This window comes from Acidovorax sp. SUPP2539 (assembly GCF_030158975.1).
Taxonomy (GTDB): domain Bacteria; phylum Pseudomonadota; class Gammaproteobacteria; order Burkholderiales; family Burkholderiaceae_C; genus Paracidovorax.
Window position 1 is genome coordinate 146607 of sequence record NZ_BQXJ01000009.1, and the last position, 20454, is coordinate 167060.

24 protein-coding genes are annotated in these 20454 nt (G+C 64.3%); 19 read left to right on the forward strand and 5 right to left on the reverse strand.

Features of this window, described 5'->3' with window-relative positions; genetic code table 11:
* Nucleotides 1-5: 5 nt before the first annotated feature.
* Nucleotides 6-236: an acyl carrier protein gene (locus tag AVTE2539_RS24575; protein ID WP_272565401.1), complete on the reverse strand. Its 231-nt coding sequence runs from the start codon at nucleotides 234-236 to the stop codon at nucleotides 6-8.
* A gap of 83 nt (nucleotides 237-319) precedes the next feature.
* Complete coding sequence (locus AVTE2539_RS24580; RefSeq protein WP_284402651.1) at nucleotides 320-1549, reverse strand: flagellin; 1230 nt, start codon at nucleotides 1547-1549, stop codon at nucleotides 320-322.
* Nucleotides 1550-1934: 385 nt separating this feature from the next.
* Between AVTE2539_RS24580 and AVTE2539_RS24585 the strand changes: the two genes are divergently transcribed.
* From AVTE2539_RS24585 to AVTE2539_RS24600, 4 genes are all read left to right on the forward strand, one after another.
* Nucleotides 1935-3161: a flagellin gene (locus AVTE2539_RS24585; protein WP_284402652.1), complete on the forward strand. Its 1227-nt coding sequence runs from the start codon at nucleotides 1935-1937 to the stop codon at nucleotides 3159-3161.
* Between the two features lie 157 nt (nucleotides 3162-3318).
* Nucleotides 3319-4743: a flagellar filament capping protein FliD gene (fliD, locus tag AVTE2539_RS24590; RefSeq protein WP_284414733.1), complete on the forward strand. Its 1425-nt coding sequence runs from the start codon at nucleotides 3319-3321 to the stop codon at nucleotides 4741-4743.
* A 159-nt stretch (nucleotides 4744-4902) separates the two neighbouring features.
* A complete protein-coding gene (gene fliS, locus AVTE2539_RS24595) occupies nucleotides 4903-5328 on the forward strand; it encodes a flagellar export chaperone FliS (protein ID WP_272565397.1) in 426 nt (141 codons plus the stop codon).
* Between the two features lie 2 nt (nucleotides 5329-5330).
* The gene (locus AVTE2539_RS24600; protein WP_092745692.1) at nucleotides 5331-5630 is read left to right on the forward strand and encodes a flagellar protein FliT; all 300 of its coding nucleotides are present in this window, start codon (nucleotides 5331-5333) and stop codon (nucleotides 5628-5630) included.
* 317 nt (nucleotides 5631-5947) lie between these two features.
* On the opposite strand, the gene fliE is transcribed toward AVTE2539_RS24600, so the two are convergent.
* The gene (gene fliE / locus AVTE2539_RS24605; RefSeq protein WP_272565395.1) at nucleotides 5948-6256 is read right to left on the reverse strand and encodes a flagellar hook-basal body complex protein FliE; all 309 of its coding nucleotides are present in this window, start codon (nucleotides 6254-6256) and stop codon (nucleotides 5948-5950) included.
* A 171-nt stretch (nucleotides 6257-6427) separates the two neighbouring features.
* On the opposite strand from fliE, the gene fliF reads away from it, so the two are divergent.
* The 13 genes from fliF (at nucleotide 6428) to fliR (ending at nucleotide 17659) form a co-directional block, all read left to right on the forward strand.
* Entirely contained in the window at nucleotides 6428-8110 is a 1683-nt protein-coding gene (gene fliF, locus AVTE2539_RS24610) for a flagellar basal-body MS-ring/collar protein FliF (protein ID WP_284402654.1), read from the forward strand.
* Between the two features lie 51 nt (nucleotides 8111-8161).
* Nucleotides 8162-9157 (forward strand): flagellar motor switch protein FliG, encoded by a 996-nt coding sequence (fliG, locus tag AVTE2539_RS24615; protein WP_272565391.1) that lies wholly within the window; start codon nucleotides 8162-8164, stop codon nucleotides 9155-9157.
* Entirely contained in the window at nucleotides 9141-9869 is a 729-nt protein-coding gene (locus AVTE2539_RS24620) for a FliH/SctL family protein (protein WP_284414736.1), read from the forward strand. The genes fliG and AVTE2539_RS24620 overlap by 17 nt, the downstream gene beginning before the upstream one ends.
* A gap of 85 nt (nucleotides 9870-9954) precedes the next feature.
* Nucleotides 9955-11313: a flagellar protein export ATPase FliI gene (gene fliI, locus AVTE2539_RS24625; RefSeq protein ID WP_284414762.1), complete on the forward strand. Its 1359-nt coding sequence runs from the start codon at nucleotides 9955-9957 to the stop codon at nucleotides 11311-11313.
* Between the two features lie 21 nt (nucleotides 11314-11334).
* Complete coding sequence (fliJ, locus tag AVTE2539_RS24630) at nucleotides 11335-11808, forward strand: flagellar export protein FliJ (RefSeq protein ID WP_284414737.1); 474 nt, start codon at nucleotides 11335-11337, stop codon at nucleotides 11806-11808.
* Between the two features lie 2 nt (nucleotides 11809-11810).
* Nucleotides 11811-13205, forward strand: coding sequence for a flagellar hook-length control protein FliK (locus tag AVTE2539_RS24635; RefSeq protein WP_284414739.1), 1395 nt, complete (start codon nucleotides 11811-11813; stop codon nucleotides 13203-13205).
* 249 nt (nucleotides 13206-13454) lie between these two features.
* The gene (locus AVTE2539_RS24640; protein ID WP_272565383.1) at nucleotides 13455-14036 is read left to right on the forward strand and encodes a flagellar basal body-associated FliL family protein; all 582 of its coding nucleotides are present in this window, start codon (nucleotides 13455-13457) and stop codon (nucleotides 14034-14036) included.
* 18 nt (nucleotides 14037-14054) lie between these two features.
* Entirely contained in the window at nucleotides 14055-15059 is a 1005-nt protein-coding gene (gene fliM, locus AVTE2539_RS24645; protein WP_272565382.1) for a flagellar motor switch protein FliM, read from the forward strand.
* Complete coding sequence (gene fliN, locus AVTE2539_RS24650) at nucleotides 15049-15486, forward strand: flagellar motor switch protein FliN (RefSeq protein ID WP_284407477.1); 438 nt, start codon at nucleotides 15049-15051, stop codon at nucleotides 15484-15486. Before fliM ends, fliN begins: the two co-directional genes overlap by 11 nt.
* 13 nt (nucleotides 15487-15499) lie before the next feature.
* On the forward strand, nucleotides 15500-15859 hold the full coding sequence (locus AVTE2539_RS24655) for a FliO/MopB family protein (protein WP_284414741.1): 360 nt from the start codon (nucleotides 15500-15502) through the stop codon (nucleotides 15857-15859).
* Entirely contained in the window at nucleotides 15852-16613 is a 762-nt protein-coding gene (gene fliP, locus AVTE2539_RS24660) for a flagellar type III secretion system pore protein FliP (RefSeq protein WP_284407475.1), read from the forward strand. Before AVTE2539_RS24655 ends, fliP begins: the two co-directional genes overlap by 8 nt.
* Nucleotides 16614-16622: 9 nt before the next feature.
* Nucleotides 16623-16892, forward strand: coding sequence for a flagellar biosynthesis protein FliQ (gene fliQ, locus AVTE2539_RS24665; protein WP_272565375.1), 270 nt, complete (start codon nucleotides 16623-16625; stop codon nucleotides 16890-16892).
* Nucleotides 16889-17659: a flagellar biosynthetic protein FliR gene (fliR, locus tag AVTE2539_RS24670; protein WP_272565373.1), complete on the forward strand. Its 771-nt coding sequence runs from the start codon at nucleotides 16889-16891 to the stop codon at nucleotides 17657-17659. Before fliQ ends, fliR begins: the two co-directional genes overlap by 4 nt.
* Before the next feature lie 12 nt (nucleotides 17660-17671).
* Here the strand turns inward: fliR and AVTE2539_RS24675 are convergent, their stop codons facing one another.
* Together AVTE2539_RS24675 and AVTE2539_RS24680 are read right to left on the reverse strand one after the other, a co-directional pair.
* Entirely contained in the window at nucleotides 17672-18301 is a 630-nt protein-coding gene (locus AVTE2539_RS24675) for a response regulator (protein WP_284414743.1), read from the reverse strand.
* Nucleotides 18298-19419: a hybrid sensor histidine kinase/response regulator gene (locus tag AVTE2539_RS24680; protein ID WP_502868979.1), complete on the reverse strand. Its 1122-nt coding sequence runs from the start codon at nucleotides 19417-19419 to the stop codon at nucleotides 18298-18300. The genes AVTE2539_RS24675 and AVTE2539_RS24680 overlap by 4 nt, the downstream gene beginning before the upstream one ends.
* A 166-nt stretch (nucleotides 19420-19585) precedes the next feature.
* Here AVTE2539_RS24680 and AVTE2539_RS24685 point away from each other — a divergent pair, with 166 nt between their 5' ends.
* Both AVTE2539_RS24685 and AVTE2539_RS24690 read left to right on the forward strand, forming a co-directional pair.
* A complete protein-coding gene (locus AVTE2539_RS24685; RefSeq protein WP_272565370.1) occupies nucleotides 19586-20032 on the forward strand; it encodes a hypothetical protein in 447 nt (148 codons plus the stop codon).
* Between the two features lie 51 nt (nucleotides 20033-20083).
* The gene (locus AVTE2539_RS24690; protein ID WP_092745705.1) at nucleotides 20084-20446 is read left to right on the forward strand and encodes a response regulator; all 363 of its coding nucleotides are present in this window, start codon (nucleotides 20084-20086) and stop codon (nucleotides 20444-20446) included.
* The last annotated feature ends 8 nt before the right edge of the window (nucleotides 20447-20454 follow it).

The following is a 20454-nucleotide window of genomic DNA, read 5'->3' on the forward strand; positions in this document are numbered from 1 at the left end:
GTGGTCTACCCCAACAGCTTGTAGAGGTCCGTGACCGTGACGCAGTTCTTCAGGTCGTCGCCCACGATGGTTTTCCCGTACTCCACGTCGAACATCACGATGACACCCAGGGCGGCAAGGGAGTCCCACTCGGGCAGAGCACGCAGTTCGGTATCCGCGGTGACCTCCACCGGCTCCTGGAAATCGACGGCGGTCAGAAAGCTTTCGATGAATTGCTCGATGGAAGGCGAAGGCATGCGTACTCCAGAATGAAAAATGTCGCTGAGACCGAAGATTTCGGCCTCCAACGGCAGTGTATTAGCCCCGGATGCCTTCTTCTTCAGCCCTGCAGGAGTTTCAGCACCTGCTGGGGCAACTGGTTCGCCTGGGCCACCATCGCAGTGCCCGCCTGCTGCAGGATCTGCGTGCGCGACAGGTTCGCCGTTTCCTTGGCAAAGTCTGCATCCACGATGCGGCCGCGGGCTGCCGACATGTTTTCGCCCTGGATGTCGATATTGGCGATGGCATTTTCGAAGCGGCTTTGCAGGGCTCCGAGGTCAGCGCGCGCCGAATTGACCTGATCGATCGCGCTGTCGATCTTTTTAAGAGCCACCCAGGCCTGGCTCTGCGTTCCGACATCGACGCTGTCGATCCCCTTCTGGCCGGTGCCCGTGGCGTTCGTCAGCGTGGGCGGGGTAAAGCCCGTATTGGCCACGGTGAATCCGGTCGTGCCGCCGAACGTGACGGTCTCTGGCACGGGGGGAACGGCATTCGTCAGTTTCGAGGAGGCGAACTCCAGCCCGTAGCTGCCGTCGTCGTTCTTGGTCAGGAAGGCGGTCACCCCCGTATCGGCCGTCTTGTTGTTGATCGCCGAGATCACCTGGCCGAGACGTTCCACGCCGGAGCCGGCGGCCTTGATGCTTCCCAGGTCGATGGCGGAACCCGAACCGACCTGGATCGTCAGGCCGCCCGCGGGGATCGCGCTGCCGAAGGCGGAGATCGACGTATCTGACGCGTCCACGGCGATCGCGGTGCTCGTGCTCGAGTACATGATGCTGGACAGGCCCGAGGCGCGGGTGTCCGCCAGGGCGCCGAGCGTGACGTTGTCGCCGGAATTGGCGCCCACCTGGAACAAGGCGCCCGCAAAGCTGCCGTCCAGGATCTTCTGGCCGTTGAAGCTGGTCTGCTTGGAGACGCGGTCGATTTCGTCGGTGAGTTGCTTGACTTCGGACTGCAACGCGGCCCGGTCGGCCTTGCTGTTCGTGGCATTGCTGGCCTGAACGGCCAGTTCGCGCATCCGCTGCAGCATGTCGCCCACCTTGCCCAGGGCGCCTTCTGCCGTCTGAGCCAGCGAGATGCCGTCGTTGGCGTTGCGGGAGGCCACGGCCAGGCCCTTGACCTGGGTGTTCATGCGCTCGGCGATGGCCAGGCCGGCCGCATCGTCCTTGGCACTGTTGACGCGCAGGCCGGAAGACAGCCTCTGCATGGTGGTCGTCAGCGAGGCTGCCGACATTCCCAGATTGCGCTGGGCGTTGAGTGAGGCGATGTTGGTGTTGATCGTCGAGGCCATTACGGAACTCCTTCGCAAAAGGGACAAGGCACAGCTGCCGTGGCCAAGGACACCACCATCAGCGGGCAACCCTAGCGTTGGGAGAATTCTCCCCAGGTGGGGTTTTCCTGGCGTGGGGAAAAAAGGGCGGAAAACCGTCCATATCCACCCTTGTGGGAGGTGGCTGACCCGGGCGGTGCCGGGGAAAGTCGATTTTTTTGCGTGGAGACGCTCAAGTTCTCCAGGGCCTGCCCGATAACCTAACCAACAGGTTCAAGCGAATTTGTTGACCGGCAAGCGATGGATGGGTTCACGTGACTGCCGCCCCGGTCTTGGCAGCTGGCCATGGGGGTCAGCGTTGTGATCGGCGGTCTAGCCGGAATTTAAGTTACCAAGGAGCATTTCAATGGCCTCTACCATCAACACCAATATTGCTTCGCTCAACGCACAGCGCAATCTGGGCATGTCTGCGAACTCTCTCACCACCTCGATGCAGCGCCTGTCTTCCGGCCTGCGCGTCAACAGCGCCAAGGACGATGCCGCCGGCCTGTCGATCGCCGAGCGCATGAACACCCAGATCAAGGGTCTGACCGTGGCAGCCCGCAACGCCAACGACGGCATCTCGCTGGCCCAGACGGCAGAAGGCGCCCTGGGCAAGGTCGGCGACATGCTGCAACGGATGCGTGAACTGTCGGTGCAGGCCAGCAATGCCACCAACAGCACCAAGGACCGCGCTGCACTGCAGTCCGAAGTGAAGCAGCTCACCGACGAAATCGACCGCGTCGCCAAGCAAACCAGCTTCAACGGCCAGAAGATCCTGGACGGCAGCTTTGCTGGCGCCCTGTTCCAGGTCGGTGCCAACTCCGGTGAAAACATCACCGTCGGCGCCCTGACCAATTCGTCGGCTGCGGGCCTGTCGAACATCGAGTACTCCACGGGCAGCGTGACCTCCCTGAATGCTTCCGACACGACGGTCACGGGCTTCGGCACCAAGATCGCTGCCGGTGGCCTGACGATCCAGGTGGGCTCGGCATCCGCCATCGATCTGGGCGAAATCAAGGCTGCCGGTTCTGGTGTGGAACGCCTGGGCCAAGTGGTTTCCGCAATCAACAACAAGTCCGCCGACACCGGTGTGACCGCCTTCCTGACCAAGAAGGACGACGGCACGTACGACCTGGAGTTCGCTTCGTCCAAGCTGAACAGTGCAACGCCTCCCGTGCCGGAAACCATCACCTTCGGCGGCACCACCGGCTTCTCCGTGGCGAACACGGGCTTCGCCGCCCCGACGCTCGCGGCCGCCACCGGCACCGCCAAGAAGGGCATCGATACCGTGACCGTCGCGACGCAGAAGGACGCATGGGTTTCCCTGAAGAAGATCGACAGCGCGATCGATCAGGTGAACTCCGCACGTGCCGACCTCGGCGCTCTGCAAAGCCGCTTCGAGAACTCGGTGGGTAACATCGACATTCAGGCCGAGAATCTGTCGGCATCGCGTGGCCGGATCGTGGACGCCGACTTCGCCAAGGAAACGGCGAACCTGTCGCGCACGCAGATCCTGCAACAGGCCGGCACCGCGATGGTGGCACAGGCCAACCAGCTGCCACAGGGCGTTCTGTCTCTGCTGCGTGGTTGATCAGTGGCTTAAAAAGGGGGATCGGAGCGGTCCGAACCCTTTTAAGCGGCGACAGGGCCACTCCTGTCGCCGCTTTTCCTGCTTTTAGATCGAAGCGATTCTCGCCACAATCGTGTATTGATTGTTGATGGCGGCCCCGGCTGCCTGGGAGACCAAAATGGGTATTACCTCGATAGGCATTGGCAGCGGGCTCGACGTCGAAACCATCGTCACCAAGACGGTGGCGCTGGAAAAGCAGCCCCTCGTTCAGCTGCAAGCCAAAGCGGACACCATCCAGACCAAGATTTCCACGTTCTCCCAGGTGAAGTCGCTGCTCTCGACCTTGTCGGACGCCGCGGCCAAGCTGACCCGGGACAGCGCATGGAACGGCATGGCGGTCAGCTCTTCCAACAGTGCGGCCGTCACGGCCACGGTGTCGGGAATTGCCAGCGCATCGTCTTTCGGTGTGAGCGTGCAGCAACTGGCCCGCGCGCAATCGAATGCTTCTACCGCCGTCGCCAAGGACTCTGTCATTGGCGCAGGCACGATGACCATCCAGTTGGGCACCTGGGATTCCACTGCGAATCCACCGACTTTCGGCGTGGGGTCCTCCAAGCCGATCAATGTCTCGGTCAGCGCGACCGACACGATCACGAACATCGCCGCCAAGATCAACGAGGGCGACGCCGGCGTCACGGCCACCGTGTTGCGCGATGCCTCCGGGGAGCGGCTCCTGCTGCGTTCCAAGACCACCGGGCAAGAGTCGGGCTTTCGCGTGCAGGTGGCGGAAGATCCGGCGGCGCCGGGCCTCTCCAAGCTCGCCTTCGATCCGCAAAACTCCCCGGGAGTGGGTCTGGCGGCCAATACCATCCAGTACGCACAGAACACGCAGGCCAAGATCAACGGCATCAGCGTGACGTCCAAGGACAACACGTTCACCGAAGCCATTCCCGGGTTGACCCTGACGGTGTCGCAAGTGACCACGACCGACGTGGAGATGGGGGTGAAGGCCGATACCGCCACGATGAAGAAGAACATCCAGGATTTCGTGGATGCCTACAACGCCGTCAATGACCTGCTGGGTTCCTCGACCAAATACGACAGCGAGAGCAAGACCAAGGGCGTGCTGCAGGGCGACAGCACGGCGGTCGGGCTGCAGAACTCGCTGCGGGCGGCCATCGGTGCCGCAGTCGGCGGTACGTCTGCCTTGCAGACGCTCTCCGACATCGGCCTGGAAGTGCAGCGCGGCGGCAAGCTGACGGTGGACAACACCAAGCTGGACAACGCGCTGAAAACGCCCGACACGCTCAAGCAGCTGTTCGCGTCCGACCCGGCCTCGGGCGGCACGGGCACTGGCGCTGCCGTTCGCATGAAGTCGTTCACCTCTGGACTGCTGTCGCTGGACGGCCTCATGAACAACAAGTCCGACGCCCTCGACCTGGAAGTCAAGCGCAACACGTCCGACCAGGAAAAGGTGAATAACCGCGCGGCCGTATTGGAAAAGCGCATGCGCGCGCAATACACCGCGCTGGACACCCAGATGGGCAGTCTCTCGGCCCTCAACAGCTACATCACGCAGCAGGTCGCCCAGTGGAACAAGTAAGCCCGGTGTCCGAGCCCGCCGCCGCCGCGCGGCCGGCTTGAACCCTGGGTTCACTCGCCGTTGCGCCACCCTGCCAGAACGCCAAAACACCTCGTAAATGTCCTTGAGTTCCTTCTTGATCTGCCGATATTGAATGTAAGTAGCATGAAGGAGTTCTCGATGTACACGCCAGTCAGTTCCCGCGCCGCCTCGGTCTATCGGCAGGTCGGTGTGCAATCCAGTGTGGATGGCGCCTCGCCCCATCAATTGATCCAGATGTTGTTCGACGGCTTGGTGCAGTCGCTCAACGCGGCCCGCGGCTCCATGCAGCGCGGCGATGTGGAGGAAAAGGGCCGTCAACTGGGCAAGGCCGTGCGCATCATCGAAGAGGGCCTCAAGGGAGCGCTCAATCCCGCCCAGGGTGGTGAACTGGCTGCCAATCTGCGGGCCCTGTATGACTACTGCGTGGGCCGGCTCACCATGGCCAACCTGCGCAACGACGTCACCCTGGTGGAAGAAGTGGTCAACCTGATCGTGCCGGTGGCGCAGGGTTGGGGCGAGATCGGTGCCGGCGGCCGTCCTTCGGCCTCCGGTGGGAGAAACTAAGAATGTCTGAAATGCTCATCGATTACTACAAAGCCATCGAAGACAGCAGCGCCAAGATGCTGGAGGCTGCCAAGCTCAAGGATTGGGACGGCGTGGTTCGCTACGAAGGCGCCTGCGCGGTGCTCATCGAGCAACTGCGATTCAAGGCCCAGGAGCACGATCTGCTGCCGGAGCACCGCCGTGAAAAGACGCGCATCATGCAGCGCATCCTGAGCAACGATGCCCAGATCCGCTGCCTGGCGGAACCCTGGCTGTCGCAGTTCGAGCATTTGCTGGAGCGCCAACCGCAGATGATGCATTGAGGAGGGCGGGGGGCGTTCCCTCGCCGGGCTGCCTGCCCGGCCAGTGCCAAGCGGCGCCATCGCGCAGTGCAGCGAGCGGTGGCGGCCAGCAGGCTGGCGCGCAGTGCGCCTTCGGCAGTGTTGTTTTCAGGATCGGCGCCGCCGCCGAGAGGGGTTGAGGCGGGCGGTGCAGTGAATCGAAAGCCCATGCGGCGCGGCTGTATCAACCGCAGCGGTGCAAGGAATTACCAGTCAAATGGCCTTCCAGTGCAATAAGCACTAGGGCATTTCGCTGTAAAAATAATAGCAAATGATGGATTCGATATTGCAGGCTGGCGTCAAACCTGCATGTTCATGATGTCGGTGTAGGCCTGAACCATGCGGTTGCGCACGTGCAGCGTGGCCTGAAAGCCGATCTGGGCCTTCTGGATCGCCACCATGGTTTCTTCCAGGCTCACGGCCGGGTTTTCCATCTGCACTTCCTTTTGCAGGTCGGCCGCCCGGTTCTGGGAGGCGCTGACCGACTGCAGCGCGCCCTTGAGCGCCGAGGAAAACCCCACTTCCTGCGAGTCCTGCGGTGCCGCGGCACGGCGCGCAAGGCCAGCGCCTGCAAGTGGCGTGGTGGGGCTTGATATGCGGAGGTCCATGGCTGTGTCCGAAGGAATGGCGGGATGGTGCAATCCTAGGGGGCCGGCGCTGCGCCATCCTGGGGAATAGATGGTGAAACGACGGCCTTATCTCGGCTACGTCGGCAAGGGGCTCGTCCAATAATCGCCCCACGCCAACCCTCTGCCGGGTCGGACCTTTTGGAAAGCACCATGTCCGCAGTTGCTGAAGTCCCTGTCATCAGTCCCGCCAACCCCTCGTGGATGCAGCGGTTTTCCGCGCTCGAACGGGGCCAGCGGATGCGCCTGGGCGCAGGCATGGTCTTGCTGATCGCTGCCGTGGTCGCCGCGGTGGTCTTCAGCCGCCAGCCGGACTACCGGGTGCTGTTCGCCAACCTGAGCGACAAGGATGGCGGTGCCATCGTGGCCCAGCTGTCCACGATGAACGTGCCCTACAAATATGCCGAGGGCGGCGGCGCCATCCTGATTCCGGCCGAGCGCGTGCACGACGTGCGCCTGCGCCTGGCCACCCAGGGCTTGCCCAAGGGCTCGGTGACGGGCTTTGAGCTGATGGAGACGAACCGGTTCGGCGTCACCCAGTTCCAGGAGCGGCTGAACTTCCAGCGCGGCCTGGAGGGCGAGCTGACCCGCTCGATCCAGGCGCTGTCTTCGGTGCAAAGCGCACGCGTGCATCTGGCACTGCCCAACCAGAACGGGTTCTTCCGCGAGCAGCAAAAGCCTTCCGCGTCGGTGCTGCTGAGCCTGTTCCCCGGCCGTTTCCTGGACCGCACGCAACTGGCCGGGATCGTGCACCTGGTGGCCTCCAGCGTGCCGGAGCTGTCGCCCTCCGCCGTGAGCGTGCTGGACGATACCGGCAAGCTGCTGTCGCAGTCCCCCGACACGGCCGCCGGTTCGGGCGTGGACGCACAGCAGCTGAGCTACGTGCAGCAGATCGAGCAGCAGTACACGCGCCGCATCCTGGACATCCTGGAGCCGGTGGTGGGCAAGAACAACGTCAAGGCGCAGGTGACGGCCGAGGTCGATTTCAGCCAGACCGAATCCACCTCCGAGCAGCACCGCCCCAACCAGACGCCCGACGCCAGCGCCGTGCGCAGCCAGCAGGTCGTGGAAAGCGCCGGCACCCAGGGCGCCCAGCCGCCCAGCGGCGTGCCCGGCGCCACCAGCAACCAGCCGCCCCAGCCTTCGACCGCGCCCATCAATGGCGCCAACCCCGCACCGACGGCCGCCGGTCAGCAGGGCGCGCAGGGCACGGGCAGCAAGCGCGAATCCATCACCAACTACGAAGTGGACAAGACCGTCCGCGTGACGCGCGGCGGCAGCGGCGCCCTCAAGCGCGTGAGCGCGGCGGTGGTGGTGAATTACCAGGCCGTGGCGGAAGCCGCGGGCAAGGCGCCCACCAACAAGGCCCTGTCGCCCGAGCAACTGGAGCAGATGACGGCGCTGGTGCGCGAAACCATCGGCTTCAACAAGGAGCGTGGCGACTCGGTGAACCTCATGAACACGCCGTTCCTGGTCGATTCCACGCCCGTGGTGGACCTGCCGCTGTGGAAGCAGCCCGAGATGATCGAACTGGCCAAGAGCCTGGGCTGGCCCGTGGGCATGTCCCTGTTCGCGGCCATGGTACTGCTCGGCCTGGTGCGCCCCGCCATCAAGGGCATGGGCAAGCCCCGGGCGATTCCGGTGGCCCAGGGCGGCCAGCTCGACGCCATCGAGGCGGAAGAGCCGCAGCGCCCGGCGCTGGCCGCGCCGTCCAAGCCCGAGGAGGTCGCCCAGACGCCCGAGCAACTGCGCCTGGAAGAGGCCCGTGTGCTGGCCAAGGAGAACCCGATGGCTGTGGCGAATATCCTCAAGACGTGGGTCAACGGCGAGTCGTGACGCGGCGCCGTGCGATGATTTCCCACCGACGCATGAAACCACGAGCTTTCCATGGATGACCAAGGCCTGAACGATGCTGCGATTTTGCTGATGTCCCTCGGCGAAGAGGAAGCCGCCGAGGTCTTCAAGCATCTGTCGCCGAAGGAAGTGCAGAAACTGGGCGAGACCATCGCCCGCATGCGCTCGGTTTCGCGCGAGAAGGTCGATTCGGTCATCAACCGCTTCTCCGGCGACGCCGCGGCGCAGAGCTTGCTGGTGTCCGACACCAGCAACTACGTGCGCTCGGTGCTCAAGCGCGCGCTGGGCGACGACAAGGCCGCGTTGCTGATCGACCGGATTCTCCAGGGCGGCGACGTTTCCGGTATCGAAAGCCTGAAGTGGATGGACCCGCTGTCGGTGGCCGAGTTGCTGCGCAACGAGCACCCGCAGATCGTCGCCGCCATCCTGGTGCACCTGGATTCCGAGCAGGCCGCCGCCGTGCTGATGCAGCTCACCGACCGCCAGCGCAGCGAGGTGCTGCTGCGCGTGGCCACGCTGGAGGGCATCCAGCCCACTGCGCTCAAGGACCTCAACGAGGTGCTGTTCAAGGTGCTGGCGGGGGGCGACAAGATCCGCAAGAGCTCGCTGGGCGGCGTCAAGGCGGCGGCCGAGATCATCAACCTGCTGGGCTCCAACATGGACAGCGTGGTGCTGGAGTCGATCCGGGGCTACGACCCCGACCTGGCCCAGAAGATCATGGACAAGATGTTCGTCTTCGACGACGTGGCCAAGCTCGACGACCGTGCGATTCAGACCGTGCTCAAGGAAGTGGCGTCCGAAACGCTCATCGTGGCGCTCAAGGGCGCCGTGCCCGAGCTGCGCGAGAAATTCCTGGCCAACATGTCGTCGCGCGCCGCCGAGGCCATGCGCGAAGACCTGGAGTCGCGTGGCCCGATGCGGCTGTCCGAAGTCGAGGCCCAGCAAAAGGAAATCCTCAAGACCGTTCGCCGCCTGTCGGATGAAGGCCAGATCGTGATCGGAGGCGGCGGTGATGACGCATTCGTATAACCCGCGCAGCTACACGCGGTTCATCCCCAGCGAAGAGGTCGGGGAGGTGACCCAGTGGCAGTTCGGCGCCGTGGACGGATCGGATCTGCTGCCCCCGGCGCCAGAGCCCGAACCGGAACCCCTGCCGGTCGTCTTCGACGAGGCCACGCACCTGAGCGCCCTGGAAGCGGCGCGGCAGGAGGGCTTCGAGCAGGGCCAAGCCCATGGCGAGGAAAAGGCCGGGCTGGAATGGCAGCAGCGCATGGACGACTACATCGCCGGCCAGGGCCAGGAGGTCGCGCAGCGGATGGACCAGGTGGTGCAGGCCGCCCAGGCCAGCCTCGTCCACATGCAGCAGCATGTCGCGCAGGAAGTGCTGCAGCTGGCCTGCGACATCGCCCGCCAGGTGATCCGCCAGGAATTGTCGAGCCAGCCGCAGGCCTTGCTGCCCGTGGTGCGCGAAGCCCTGGGGATGCTGATCGCCGAAGGCCGCCCGGCCACGGTGCGCATGAATCCCGCCGACTGGGAGGTGCTTGAAAAACCGCTGGGCGAAGCCTATGCGGGGGCCAAGGTGCAGTGGCTGCCCGATGCGGCCGTGGCCGCAGGCGATTGCTTCGTGGAGTCGGCCGGGACGGTGATCGATGGCTCGCTGGGCCGGCGCTGGGAGCGTGCGATCGCCGCGCTGGGCCTGGCGTCCGCCTGGGATGCCGAAGGGGAGAAGGCCCATGGCTGACACCCTCCCTGAAACTTCGCTGTTGCCGGATGCACCCGCTGGGGCTGATGTCCAGAGCCCGGCGGACACGGCCTGGGGCCGTTTCATGGCGGATGCGCGGGCCCGTGTCGCGCAGGGCGCGCCCCTGGAAACCCGCGGCACGCTCACCCGATTGACGGGGCTGGTCCTGGAGGCCGTTGGCATCCGCGTGCCCGTGGGGTCGCAGTGCATGGTGCAGATGCCTGGCCACGAGCCGGTGCTGGCGGAGGTCGTCGGGTTCTCGGCCGACCGCGCTTTCCTGATGCCGGCGGGGGACATCCACGGGCTGTCCAGCGGGGCCAGCGTGGTGCCTGCGGCGGCATATGTGCCCCAGCCGAGGCTCGGCGAGGACGCCCGGCCATCGCCGGCCGCCGGCGTGCTGCGGCTGCCGATGGGTGACGGGCTGCTGGGGCGCGTGATCGATTCCCAGGGCATTCCGCTGGACCATGGCGGTGCCGTGGTCAACGTGAATTCCGAGCCCATGGACCGGCGCCAGATCAACGCCATGGACCGCGATCCCGTGCGCGAGACCCTGGACACGGGCGTGCGTGCCATCAACGCCCTGCTCACCGTGGGGCGCGGCCAGCGCCTGGGGCTGTTCGCCGGCTCGGGCGTGGGCAAGAGCGTGCTCCTGGGGATGATGGCGCGCTACACGCAGGCCGACGTGATCGTCGTCGGCCTGATTGGCGAACGTGGCCGCGAGGTCAAGGAATTCGTGGAAGACATCCTCGGAGAGGAAGACCGGGGTCGCGCCGTCGTGGTGGCGGCGCCCGCCGATGCGCCGCCGCTGCTGCGCATGCAGGGCGCCGCGTACGCCACGGCGATTGCGGAGCACTTTCGCGACAGGGGCAAGCATGTGCTGCTGCTGATGGATTCGCTCACCCGCTATGCCATGGCGCAGCGCGAGATCGCGCTGGCCATCGGCGAGCCGCCCGCCACCAAGGGTTACCCGCCCAGCTGCTTTGCCAAGCTGCCTGCGCTGGTGGAGCGCAGCGGCAACGGATTGCACGGGGTGGGCTCCATCACGGCCTTCTACACAGTGCTGTCCGAAGGCGATGACCAGCAGGACCCGATCGCCGATGCGGCGCGCGCCATCTTGGACGGGCACATCGTGCTGTCCCGCGCGCTGGCGGAAACGGGGCACTTTCCGGCCATCGACATCGAGCAGTCGGCCTCGCGCGTGATGCACAACGTGGTGTCGCGGGAGCATTTCGAACTGGCCCGGCGGTTCCGCGCGGTGTATTCGCGCTACCAGAAGAGCCGTGACCTGATCCAGGTGGGCGCCTACATGAGCGGCTCCGACCCGGCGCTGGACGAAGCCATCCGGCTGCAGCCCGCCATGGCGGACTTTTTGCAGCAGAACATGTTCGAAGCGGCGCCCATGGGCGAAAGCCTGGGCTTCATGGGCGCGGTGCTCAACCATTGATGGGCCAGGGGTGAACCGACCATGTCTTCGCTGAATGCTTTTCTGGTGGCCGTCGAAATGGCCGAGCGCAAGCGCGACGAGGCGCGGCAGGTGCTGCAGGACGCGCAGCGCGCGCGCCAGGCATCGCAGGCCCAACTGCAGCAACTGGAAGGCTACGCGCTGGAAACCCAGGGACGCTGGGGCGCGCAGGCCGACACCACCGTCAAGCCCGAAGTCATGTACCACCACTACCAGTTCATGGACCGGCTCGCCCATGCGGTCGGCCTGCAGACCGGGGTGGTGGGCGATCAGGCCGGGCGCGTGGAACATGCCACCCGTGCCGTGCTGGCGGCCGAGTTGCGGCTGTCGGCATTGAGGAAAGTGGTCGAGAAACGGCGCCGCGAGATGGACAAGCTCCAGGCGCGTCGCGATCAGAAGCAAACCGATGAGCGCGCTGCGCTGCAATTCGGCAAGGAAAACGCAACCCAGGGCCAGCAGGGGCCGAAGGAGTGGTGAACATGGAACCGACACGCATCAACAGCTCGCACACGACCCACGAGACGCGCGGCGCGCGTGCCGCCGGCAAGGCCAGCTCAGCGCAGGATGCTACGCAGCAGGCCGCGGGGCAGGGTGGCTTCTCCCTGCTGCTGGCCGCCATGGATACCACTGCATTCGGGGATGGCACCGCAGGGGCCCTGCCGGCCGATCCAAGCGCGGCCCAGGCCATCTGGCTGCAGGCCGGCGAAGCCGGTGCACTGCCGTTGGACCCTGCCGCACTGGCGGCGCTGCAGGGGGGGCAGTTTCCTACCCAGCTGCCCCAAGGCCAGGGGCAGATCCTGGCACAGGCTGGTGCGCAGCAGGGCATGCTGGGCCAACCGCTGGGCCGGGTGTTGGGCGACAACGCGGGAACGGGCGCCTGGGCCAATGGATTCAACGGCCTGATGGACTCGGGCAGCCTGGTCGGACAGACGGCCTGGATGGACCGTGCAACGGATCTGTCCGATGCGGCTGCACCGGTGGTCCCTGGCAGCACGCCTCATAAGGGCCTTCAGGCGCGCCTTTCGGCGGCTGCGGGTTCCTCCGCTGCCGGTTTGGGCGTGGACCCATCCGCGGCAGGAACGGGTGCTGCCGGCCTGCGCAATGCGCTGGGCAAGGAAGACAGGAAGCCGGCTTCGGCAGAGATGCCTGGCGCATTGACCGCAGCGGTCGCTGCCTTGGCGCCGGACCGGCGCGATGGAGCGGGCGCCGCCGGGGGGCCGGCATTGGCGCGGGCACCGCAGGATGCCCTGGGTGCGGCTGTGCCGGTCGCTGGCGCGCTGGCCGAAGCGGTGGCGTTGCGCTCTTCGGAGCGTGGCATGGAGTCCGGGGCCTCCGATGGGCAATCGTCACGGGGTGGCGCTTCCGGAGCGGAGTCCGGAATGGGCTTTTCCCTGAGCGACGCGCCGGTGGCCAACGATGGCTCAGGTGTGCTGGCCGACCCATCCCAGGTGGGGGTGGAGGACCAGATCGCCGAACAGGTCGCCTACTGGGTGCACCAGAAAACACAGAACGCCGAACTCACCATCGATCGTGAAGGCCAGCCCGTGGAGGTCATGGTGTCGCTGTCGGGCAATGAAGCGCATGTCACGTTCCGCAGTGACCAAGCCAACACCCGCGAATGGCTGGACTCCAGCGCGGCGCAACTGCGGGATCTGTTGCGCAGCGAGGGGCTGGAGTTGTCCGGTGTCACCGTGGGGCAGTCGGGTAGCGACGGTGCAGGGGCTTCGGGCAGCGACGGCCGCCGCCCCGCTTCGGACCGCGACGGACCGGCACGGCACGCCCAGGTGCAGGCCGCCGCCGGCGTGGGCTCGGGAGCGGGCTTGGCCGTGAAGAGCCCCTCGGGTTCCGCCCGCGCGCTGGACGTCTTTGCCTGAACGCGAGCCGGCCCAGGCGCACCGGGCCGAAGAATGGCCGCGGGCGGCATGTCCGGGTGGGCCGGCATCCCGCATCGGTTCTGGACGAAGCGCCGCCCTAGGAGGCTGAAAGCCATGGTTTTGGGCTTTTATTCTGGCTATTATCGAAAGCCGGGACGCCCAATAATGGGGACATCGAATGAGGTGTGCCGCCTGTGCGGCCCTCGCTGTGCCGCCCTGTCCTGAATTTGTTGCGCAAGGAATCCCAACGTGTCTGCCAATCCTGCCGCCGCAGCGCCACCCAAGGCCAAGAGCAAGAAGATGCTCATCATCGGTGTGGTCGTTGCCCTGCTGGTCATCGCTGGTGCAGGCGCGGCCTGGTTCATCATGAGCAGCCGCAGCCACGCCGAAGACGAAGAGGGCGCGGAGGCCCGCCCCCACGCTCCGGCAGCGCCCAAGGTGGCACCCACCTTCCTGCCCATCGACAACATGGTCGTGAACCTGGCCGATACTGGTGGAGAGCGATTCGCCCAGATCGGTCTCACTCTGGAACTGGCCGATGCGAAAACGGCAGAGCAGGTCAAGCTCTACCTGCCGAGCATCCGCAGCGCCATCCTGATGCTGGTGTCGCAGCGCACCTCCGAGGAGTTGCTGGGCCGCGAAGGCAAGGAAAAACTGGCGACCGACATCCGGCGCGAAGTCTCCAAGCCCTTGGGATACACGGTGCCCAAGCCCCGCAAGCGCCCCGCCAGCCAGGAGGTGGAGGACGAAGAAGAGGCACCGCGTGCCAAGCCTGCCGCTGATACGAATCCTGTGCGGCAAGTCCTTTTCTCCAGTTTCATCATCCAGTGACGGCGACAGGAGACTGCCATGAGTGATTCATTTCTGTCGCAGGAAGAGGTCGATGCCCTTTTGGAGGGTGTCACGGGTGAGAGCCAGAAGTCGGTCGAGGAAGTGGCCGAGACCGGAGCGGTCCGCAATTACGACATCTCCAGCCAGGAGCGCATCGTGCGCGGCCGGATGCCGACGATGGAAATCGTCAACGAGCGGTTCGCGCGCAACTTCCGCATCGGCCTGTTCAATTTCATCCGGCGCAGCCCGGAAATCTCGGTGGGCACGGTGTCGGTGCAGCGTTACAGCGCTTTCCTGCGTGAGCTGGCGGTGCCGACCAACTTCAACATCGTTGCCATCCGTCCGCTGCGTGGCAGCGGACTGATCGTGTGCGAGCCGTCCCTGGTGTTCGGCATCATCGACACGCTGTATGGCGGCGTCGGCAAGTTCCAGACCCGCATCGAAGGGCGGGATTTTTCCCCGACCGAGCAGCGGGTCATCAACCGCCTGGTCGATGTGATCTGTGCCGAATACAAGAAGGCATGGCACGGCATCTATCCGCTCGAACTGGAGTACCAGCGTTCGGAAATGCAGCCCCAGTTCGCCAACATCGCGACCCCCAGCGAAATCGTGGTCTCCACGGCTTTCCAACTGGAAATCGGGGATCTGTCCGGCGCGATTCATATCTGCATGCCCTATGCGACGCTGGAGCCCATCCGCGATGTGCTGTATTCGTCCACGCAGGGCGACTCCATCGAAGTGGACCGTCGGTGGGTGCGCGTGCTCACGCGGGAAATCCAGGCCGCCGAGGTGACGCTGGTGGCGGAACTGGCCAAGGCCGATGCCACGGTGGAGCAGTTGCTGGCCATGAAGCCCGGCGATTTCATCGAACTCGACCGTGAACCCCGCATCCGTGCCTCCATCGGAGGCGTGCCCATTTTTGAGTGCCAGTACGGCACGCACAACGCGAAATACGCCATCCGGATCGAGGAATGCCTGCGCAATTCCGATCTGAGCTGGCTGGGAGAAAAGAATGTCAACTGAAGGCGACAACGACAACAAGGACGCCAGCGCAGACGATCCGTTTGCTGGCTGGGCCGAGGCGCTGGAGGAGCAAAAGCGAACGGACGAGCCTGCAGCGGACCAGGGTGGCCCCCTGGCTGGCGACCCGGTGCGGCCTTTCTCGGCCAACTCGGACTCTCCGGTCAACGACATCAACATGGTGCTGGACATTCCGGTGCAGCTGTCGGTGGAGCTGGGCCGGACCAAGGTGCCGATCAAGTACATCCTCCAACTGGCACAAGGCTCGGTGGTCGAACTGGACGCGTTGGCTGGCGAGCCCATGGACGTGCTGGTCAATGGCTATCTCATTGCCCAGGGCGAGGTGGTGGTGGTGAACGACAAGTTCGGTATCCGCCTGACCGATGTGGTCACGCCTTCGGAACGCCTGCGAAGGGTCAGCCGTGGATAGCGCGGGCGGCAACATGACGCAGACGCTGGTCATCGTCGTGCTCTTCGTGGCGGCCATTGCCACGCTGCCTTGGTGGATCCGGCGCATGCAGCAACGCCAGGGCGGCGGGCCGGGAGCGGCGGCGAGCGCCGCCTCCAAGGTGGTCTCCACCGTGGGCATCGGGCCACAGCAACGCGTGATCACGGTGGAAGTGGGGCCGGAGCACCAGCGGACCTGGCTGGTCCTGGGGGTCACGGCGCAGCAGATCCGTTGCCTGCATGTGATCGACCCTTCCGTGCCTGCCGGAGCGCCCCGGGGCGCGATTCCTGCGCCGTCCTTTGCCGATGAGGTGGCCGCAGCCAAGTTGCGGGGGCAAGAGGCGCCCCATGGCTGATCGCCGGCGCGCCTGGAGCGGGTGGGCGTTGGCGGTTGCCGCCACGGTTTTCGCTCCGGCGGCACTTGCACAAGCGGCACCGGGTTCGTTGCCCGTGCTGGTCGGTTCGGGCAACGCGGGCGCGAGCTTTTCGGTGCCCATTCAGACGCTGCTGTTCTTCACGGCCCTGTCATTTTTGCCGGCAGTGCTGCTCATGATGACGGGCTTCACCCGCATCGTGATCGTGCTGTCACTGCTGCGCCAGGCCATCGGCACCCAGTCGGCACCGCCGAACCAGGTGATCGTGGGTCTGTCGCTGTTTCTCACGTTCTTCGTGATGGGGCCCACCTTCGATCGCGTGTACCAGGACGCCTACGTGCCTTACACCGCGAACACCATCACGTTCGAGCAGGCGCTGGAGAGGGCGGAGGCCCCCATGCGCGGCTTCATGCTCAAGCAGACGCGCCAGTCCGACTTCGCCCTGTTCGCCCGCCTGGCCAAGCTCGATGCAGGGGCCACGGCGGAAACCGCGCCCCTGCGCGTGCTGGTGCCGGCATTTGTGACCAGCGAGCTTAAATCGGCGTTCCAGATCGGGTTCATGATCTTCATTCCGTTCCTGGTCATCGACATGGTGGTTTCCAGCATCCTGATGTCCCTGGGCATGATGATGCTGTCGCCTGTGCTGGTCGCATTGCCGTTCAAGCTCATGCTGTTCGTGCTGGCGGACGGCTGGAATCTGCTGATCGGCTCCCTGGCCGCCAGTTTCGCCACCTGAGGAGTGCGCATGACCTCGCAAATGGTTTTGACGATGGGGCGAGACGCCCTGACTTTGCTGCTGATGATTTCGATGCCGGTGCTGGGCGTGGTCATGGTGGTGGGGCTGCTCGTCAGCATCTTTCAGGCTGTCACGCAGATCAATGAGGCCACGCTCGCCTTCGTGCCCAAGCTGATTGCCGCCATGGTGGTGTTCGCCATCGCCGGCCCCTGGATGATCACTTCGCTCGTGGACTTCATCCGCAGAACCATCGAATCCATCCCGTCGGTCGTGTCGTGATCACGTTTTCAGAGGCCCAACTGGTGGCTTGGCTGTCACCGATCCTCTGGCCTTTCCTGCGCATCCTGGCCATGTTCATGGTGGCGCCGGTGTTCTCCATGCGCGTGATCCCGATGCGGGCCAAGATCGGCTTGGCCTTCCTCATTTCGGTTTGCGCGCAGGCCGCCCTGCCGGATCAGCCCATCATCAACATCAACGGGCGCGAGGCTCTGGGTGCCGTGGCCCAGCAACTGGCCGTGGGGGCCGCCATTGGCTTTGCGGTGCGCCTGGTGTTCACGGCGGTGGAACTGGCGGGCGAGGTGATCGGCCTGCAGATGGGGCTGAACTTCGCATCGTTCTTCGATCCCTCCAGCAACACGCAGGTGAGTGCCGTGGCCCGGTTTTTCGGGCACATGGCCATGCTGCTCTTTGTCGTCATCAATGGCCACCTGATGGTGTTGATGGCGGTGGTGAAAAGCTTCGACAGTTTTCCTGTGAATGGTCATTTCATGCAGGCCCTGGGGCAGTTGCGATTGCATGATCTGGGCGCTTCGCTTTTTTCCAGTGCCCTCTGGATTGCCTTGCCCATGATTGCCCTGTTGCTGTTCGTGAACATGGCCATGGGCATCATCTCGCGCGTGGCGCCGCAGATGAACATCTATGCGGTGGGTTTTCCCGTGACGCTGACCGTGGGCCTTCTGGGCATTGCGGCGACCCTGCCCATGCTCGAGCAGCCCGTCATGGCGCTGATGCAGCAATCCATCGATCTTTTCGCTTCACAGCGTTAGGCGGCCAGGCCTTCAGACCAACTGGTTGCGAATGGCGTACACCGTGAGTTCCGCGTTGTTGGTGAGCTTGAGTTTTTCCAACACGCGGGACCGATAGACGCTGACCGTCTTGGGGCTCAGCATCAGTTCTTCCGCGATGTCTGACAGGCGTTTGCCGGACGCAATCTTCACCAGGGTTTGCAGTTCCCTCTCCGACAACGCCTCGTGGGGCAACTCGGGACTCGGCTGCGCCAGGCTGTCCGCCAGCATCTGCGCTACCTCCGGAGTGAGGTACTTGCGGCCTTTCATCACGGTGCGCACGGCTTCGATCAACTCCACCGGGTCGCCTGCTTTGTTGGCATAGCCCTGTGCGCCCGCGCGCAGGCACCGCAGCGCATATTGATCCTCGGGATACATCGAGACGACCAGTACCTTGACGGCGGAGTCCGTCTCGCGAAGGCTGGCGAGCACTTCCAGGCCGCTGCGACCGGGCATGTTGAGATCGAGCAGCAGCACGTCGCAAGGCGCGGTGCGCAATACCTCCCTCAGCTCGGAGTAGCCACTGGCCTCGCCCGTCACCTGAATGTCCGGTGCCTCCGAGAGCGTGTCACGGATGCCCCTTCGCAGGACCGCATGGTCATCACACAGCACGACCTGGATCATGGTGCCTCCTCCTCTGAAATGTTTTGGGGTGTCAGCGGCACCGACAGGATGACGGCGGTTCCGCTGCCGGGATGGCTGCTGATGTCGAGCCATCCTCCCACGGTGCGCGCTCGTTCTTGAAGGCCTTTGAGACCGAATGATTTGGGCTTCTCGCGCATGGCAGGCTCCATGCCCCGTCCGTCGTCGGTGACCTCCAGTGTCAGTACCCCCTCGCTGTCCGACAGGTCGACGCCGACCTGTCGTGCTTCGGCATATTTGAAGACATTGGTCAGGGCTTCCTGCGCCGTGCGGTAAGCCACCAGCTGAATGGCTGCATCCACGTGGATTGTGTCCTTGCTCGTGTGCACCCGGGTGGGAATGCCGGTGCGCCGCTCGAAACTTTCCGCCAGCCATTGCACGGCGGCCACCAAGCCCTGGTCCAGGATGGGTGGGCGCAGATTCATCATGATGCGCTGACTCGCCTCGATGGCGTGCTGCAGCATCTCGGTGGCGGCCGCCGCATGGGCTTGCGTCCCGTCGTCCTTGGCATGCCGGCTGATCCAGCCCACATCGAAGCGCACGGCACTCAATGCACCGCCAATGTCATCGTGGATCTCGCGGGCAATGGCGGCCCGTTCTTTTTCGATCGAGCTTTGCAAATGCTCGGTGAGTTCTGCCAGCCGCCGTTCGGACGCAGCCAGATCGGCCGTGGCTTTCTCCCTCGCGCGCCGAGCCTCGTGCACTTCGATGGCGCGGTCAATGACGTGCGGCAGCCTCGCCATGTCGTCTTTGAGAAGGTAGTCCGCAATGCCCAGCCGCATCGCATCCACCGCTGCCGCCTCGCCGATGGCACCGGAAAGCAAGACGAAGGGCGGATGGGGCTCCCGCTGCGCCACCACACTCCAAGCGTCCAGCGCAGTGAAGCCGGGCAGGCGGTAGTCCGCAAGGATCAGATCGAAAGGCTCTGCATCGAGTTGCTCTATGAACGATGTCAGTGTGTCCACGTGGTGGATTTCATACACCACGTTGGCGCGGCGCAACGTAATGCAAGCCAACTCATGATCCGCTACAGAATCTTCTAAATGCAGGATGCGCAAGGGTCGATCCGTTACTCCTGATGGCATGGGGAACGCTATCATAGGATACATATTGGAACAAACAAGGGTGTTTGTCCCGTGCGGCGGTGATCGAGGAAAGCCGAGAGAATGGTTTGCATGGGACGTCTTTGCCAGTGGATTCCGCCACCAGCGTCTTGCCGAATTGGAATTTGTTTGCCCTGCAGCCGCTTGCAGTTCTGGAGAAACGATGCAATCTACGCTAACTAGCCCTGGCGGCCCAGGGGTTCAAGTGCCAGTCATGGTTGCTGCAGAATTGCAAGACTCCTTGTTGGTCGTCATGCATGATCTGCACCGACTGGAGGGCCTGCTCAGCCATGCGACCGACAACCTGCTGGCACGCTTCGGCGAAGCCAACGGTGCGTTGACCGACGATGTGGTCGGCGATTCGGCGGAACTCGCCGCGCTGCGGACGGCACTTCGCAGTGCCGTCACTGAACTGCAATTCCAGGACATGGCCTCCCAACTGATCTGGCACACCACGAAGGTGCTTCAAGGATGCGCTTTCCGCCTGGCCTCCGAAGCCATGGGTACCGAAGAGGGCGAAGAAGCCGCGCCCTTCGCTGAAATGGCCCCCGACCGTCCCAATCCTGTCACGCAGAGCGAAATGGATGCAGGATCAATCGACCTGTTCTGAGCCCGCGCCCGTAACTGGTTACCTTATATATTCAAGTGAGTGGAGCCCTACATGCAATCGATTCTTGCCGTTGATGATTCACCGTCCATGCGAAAGATGGTGTCCTTCACCCTGACCGGGGCGGGGTACCACGTGGTGGAGGCGGTAGATGGGCAAGACGCGCTCGAAAAGGCCGAAACCCACGATATCCATCTGGTGTTGGCCGACCAGAACATGCCAAGACTCGACGGAATCGGCCTGACCCGCAAGCTGCGTGAGCATCCCCGGTTCAAGACCATTCCCATTCTGATCCTCACGACCGAGTCGAGCGACCAGATGAAGCAGGCGGGACGTTCCGCAGGCGCCACGGGCTGGCTCGTGAAGCCTTTCGATCCGAACCGCTTGATCGAAGTGATTCAAAAAGTCATTCGCTAACGCCATCG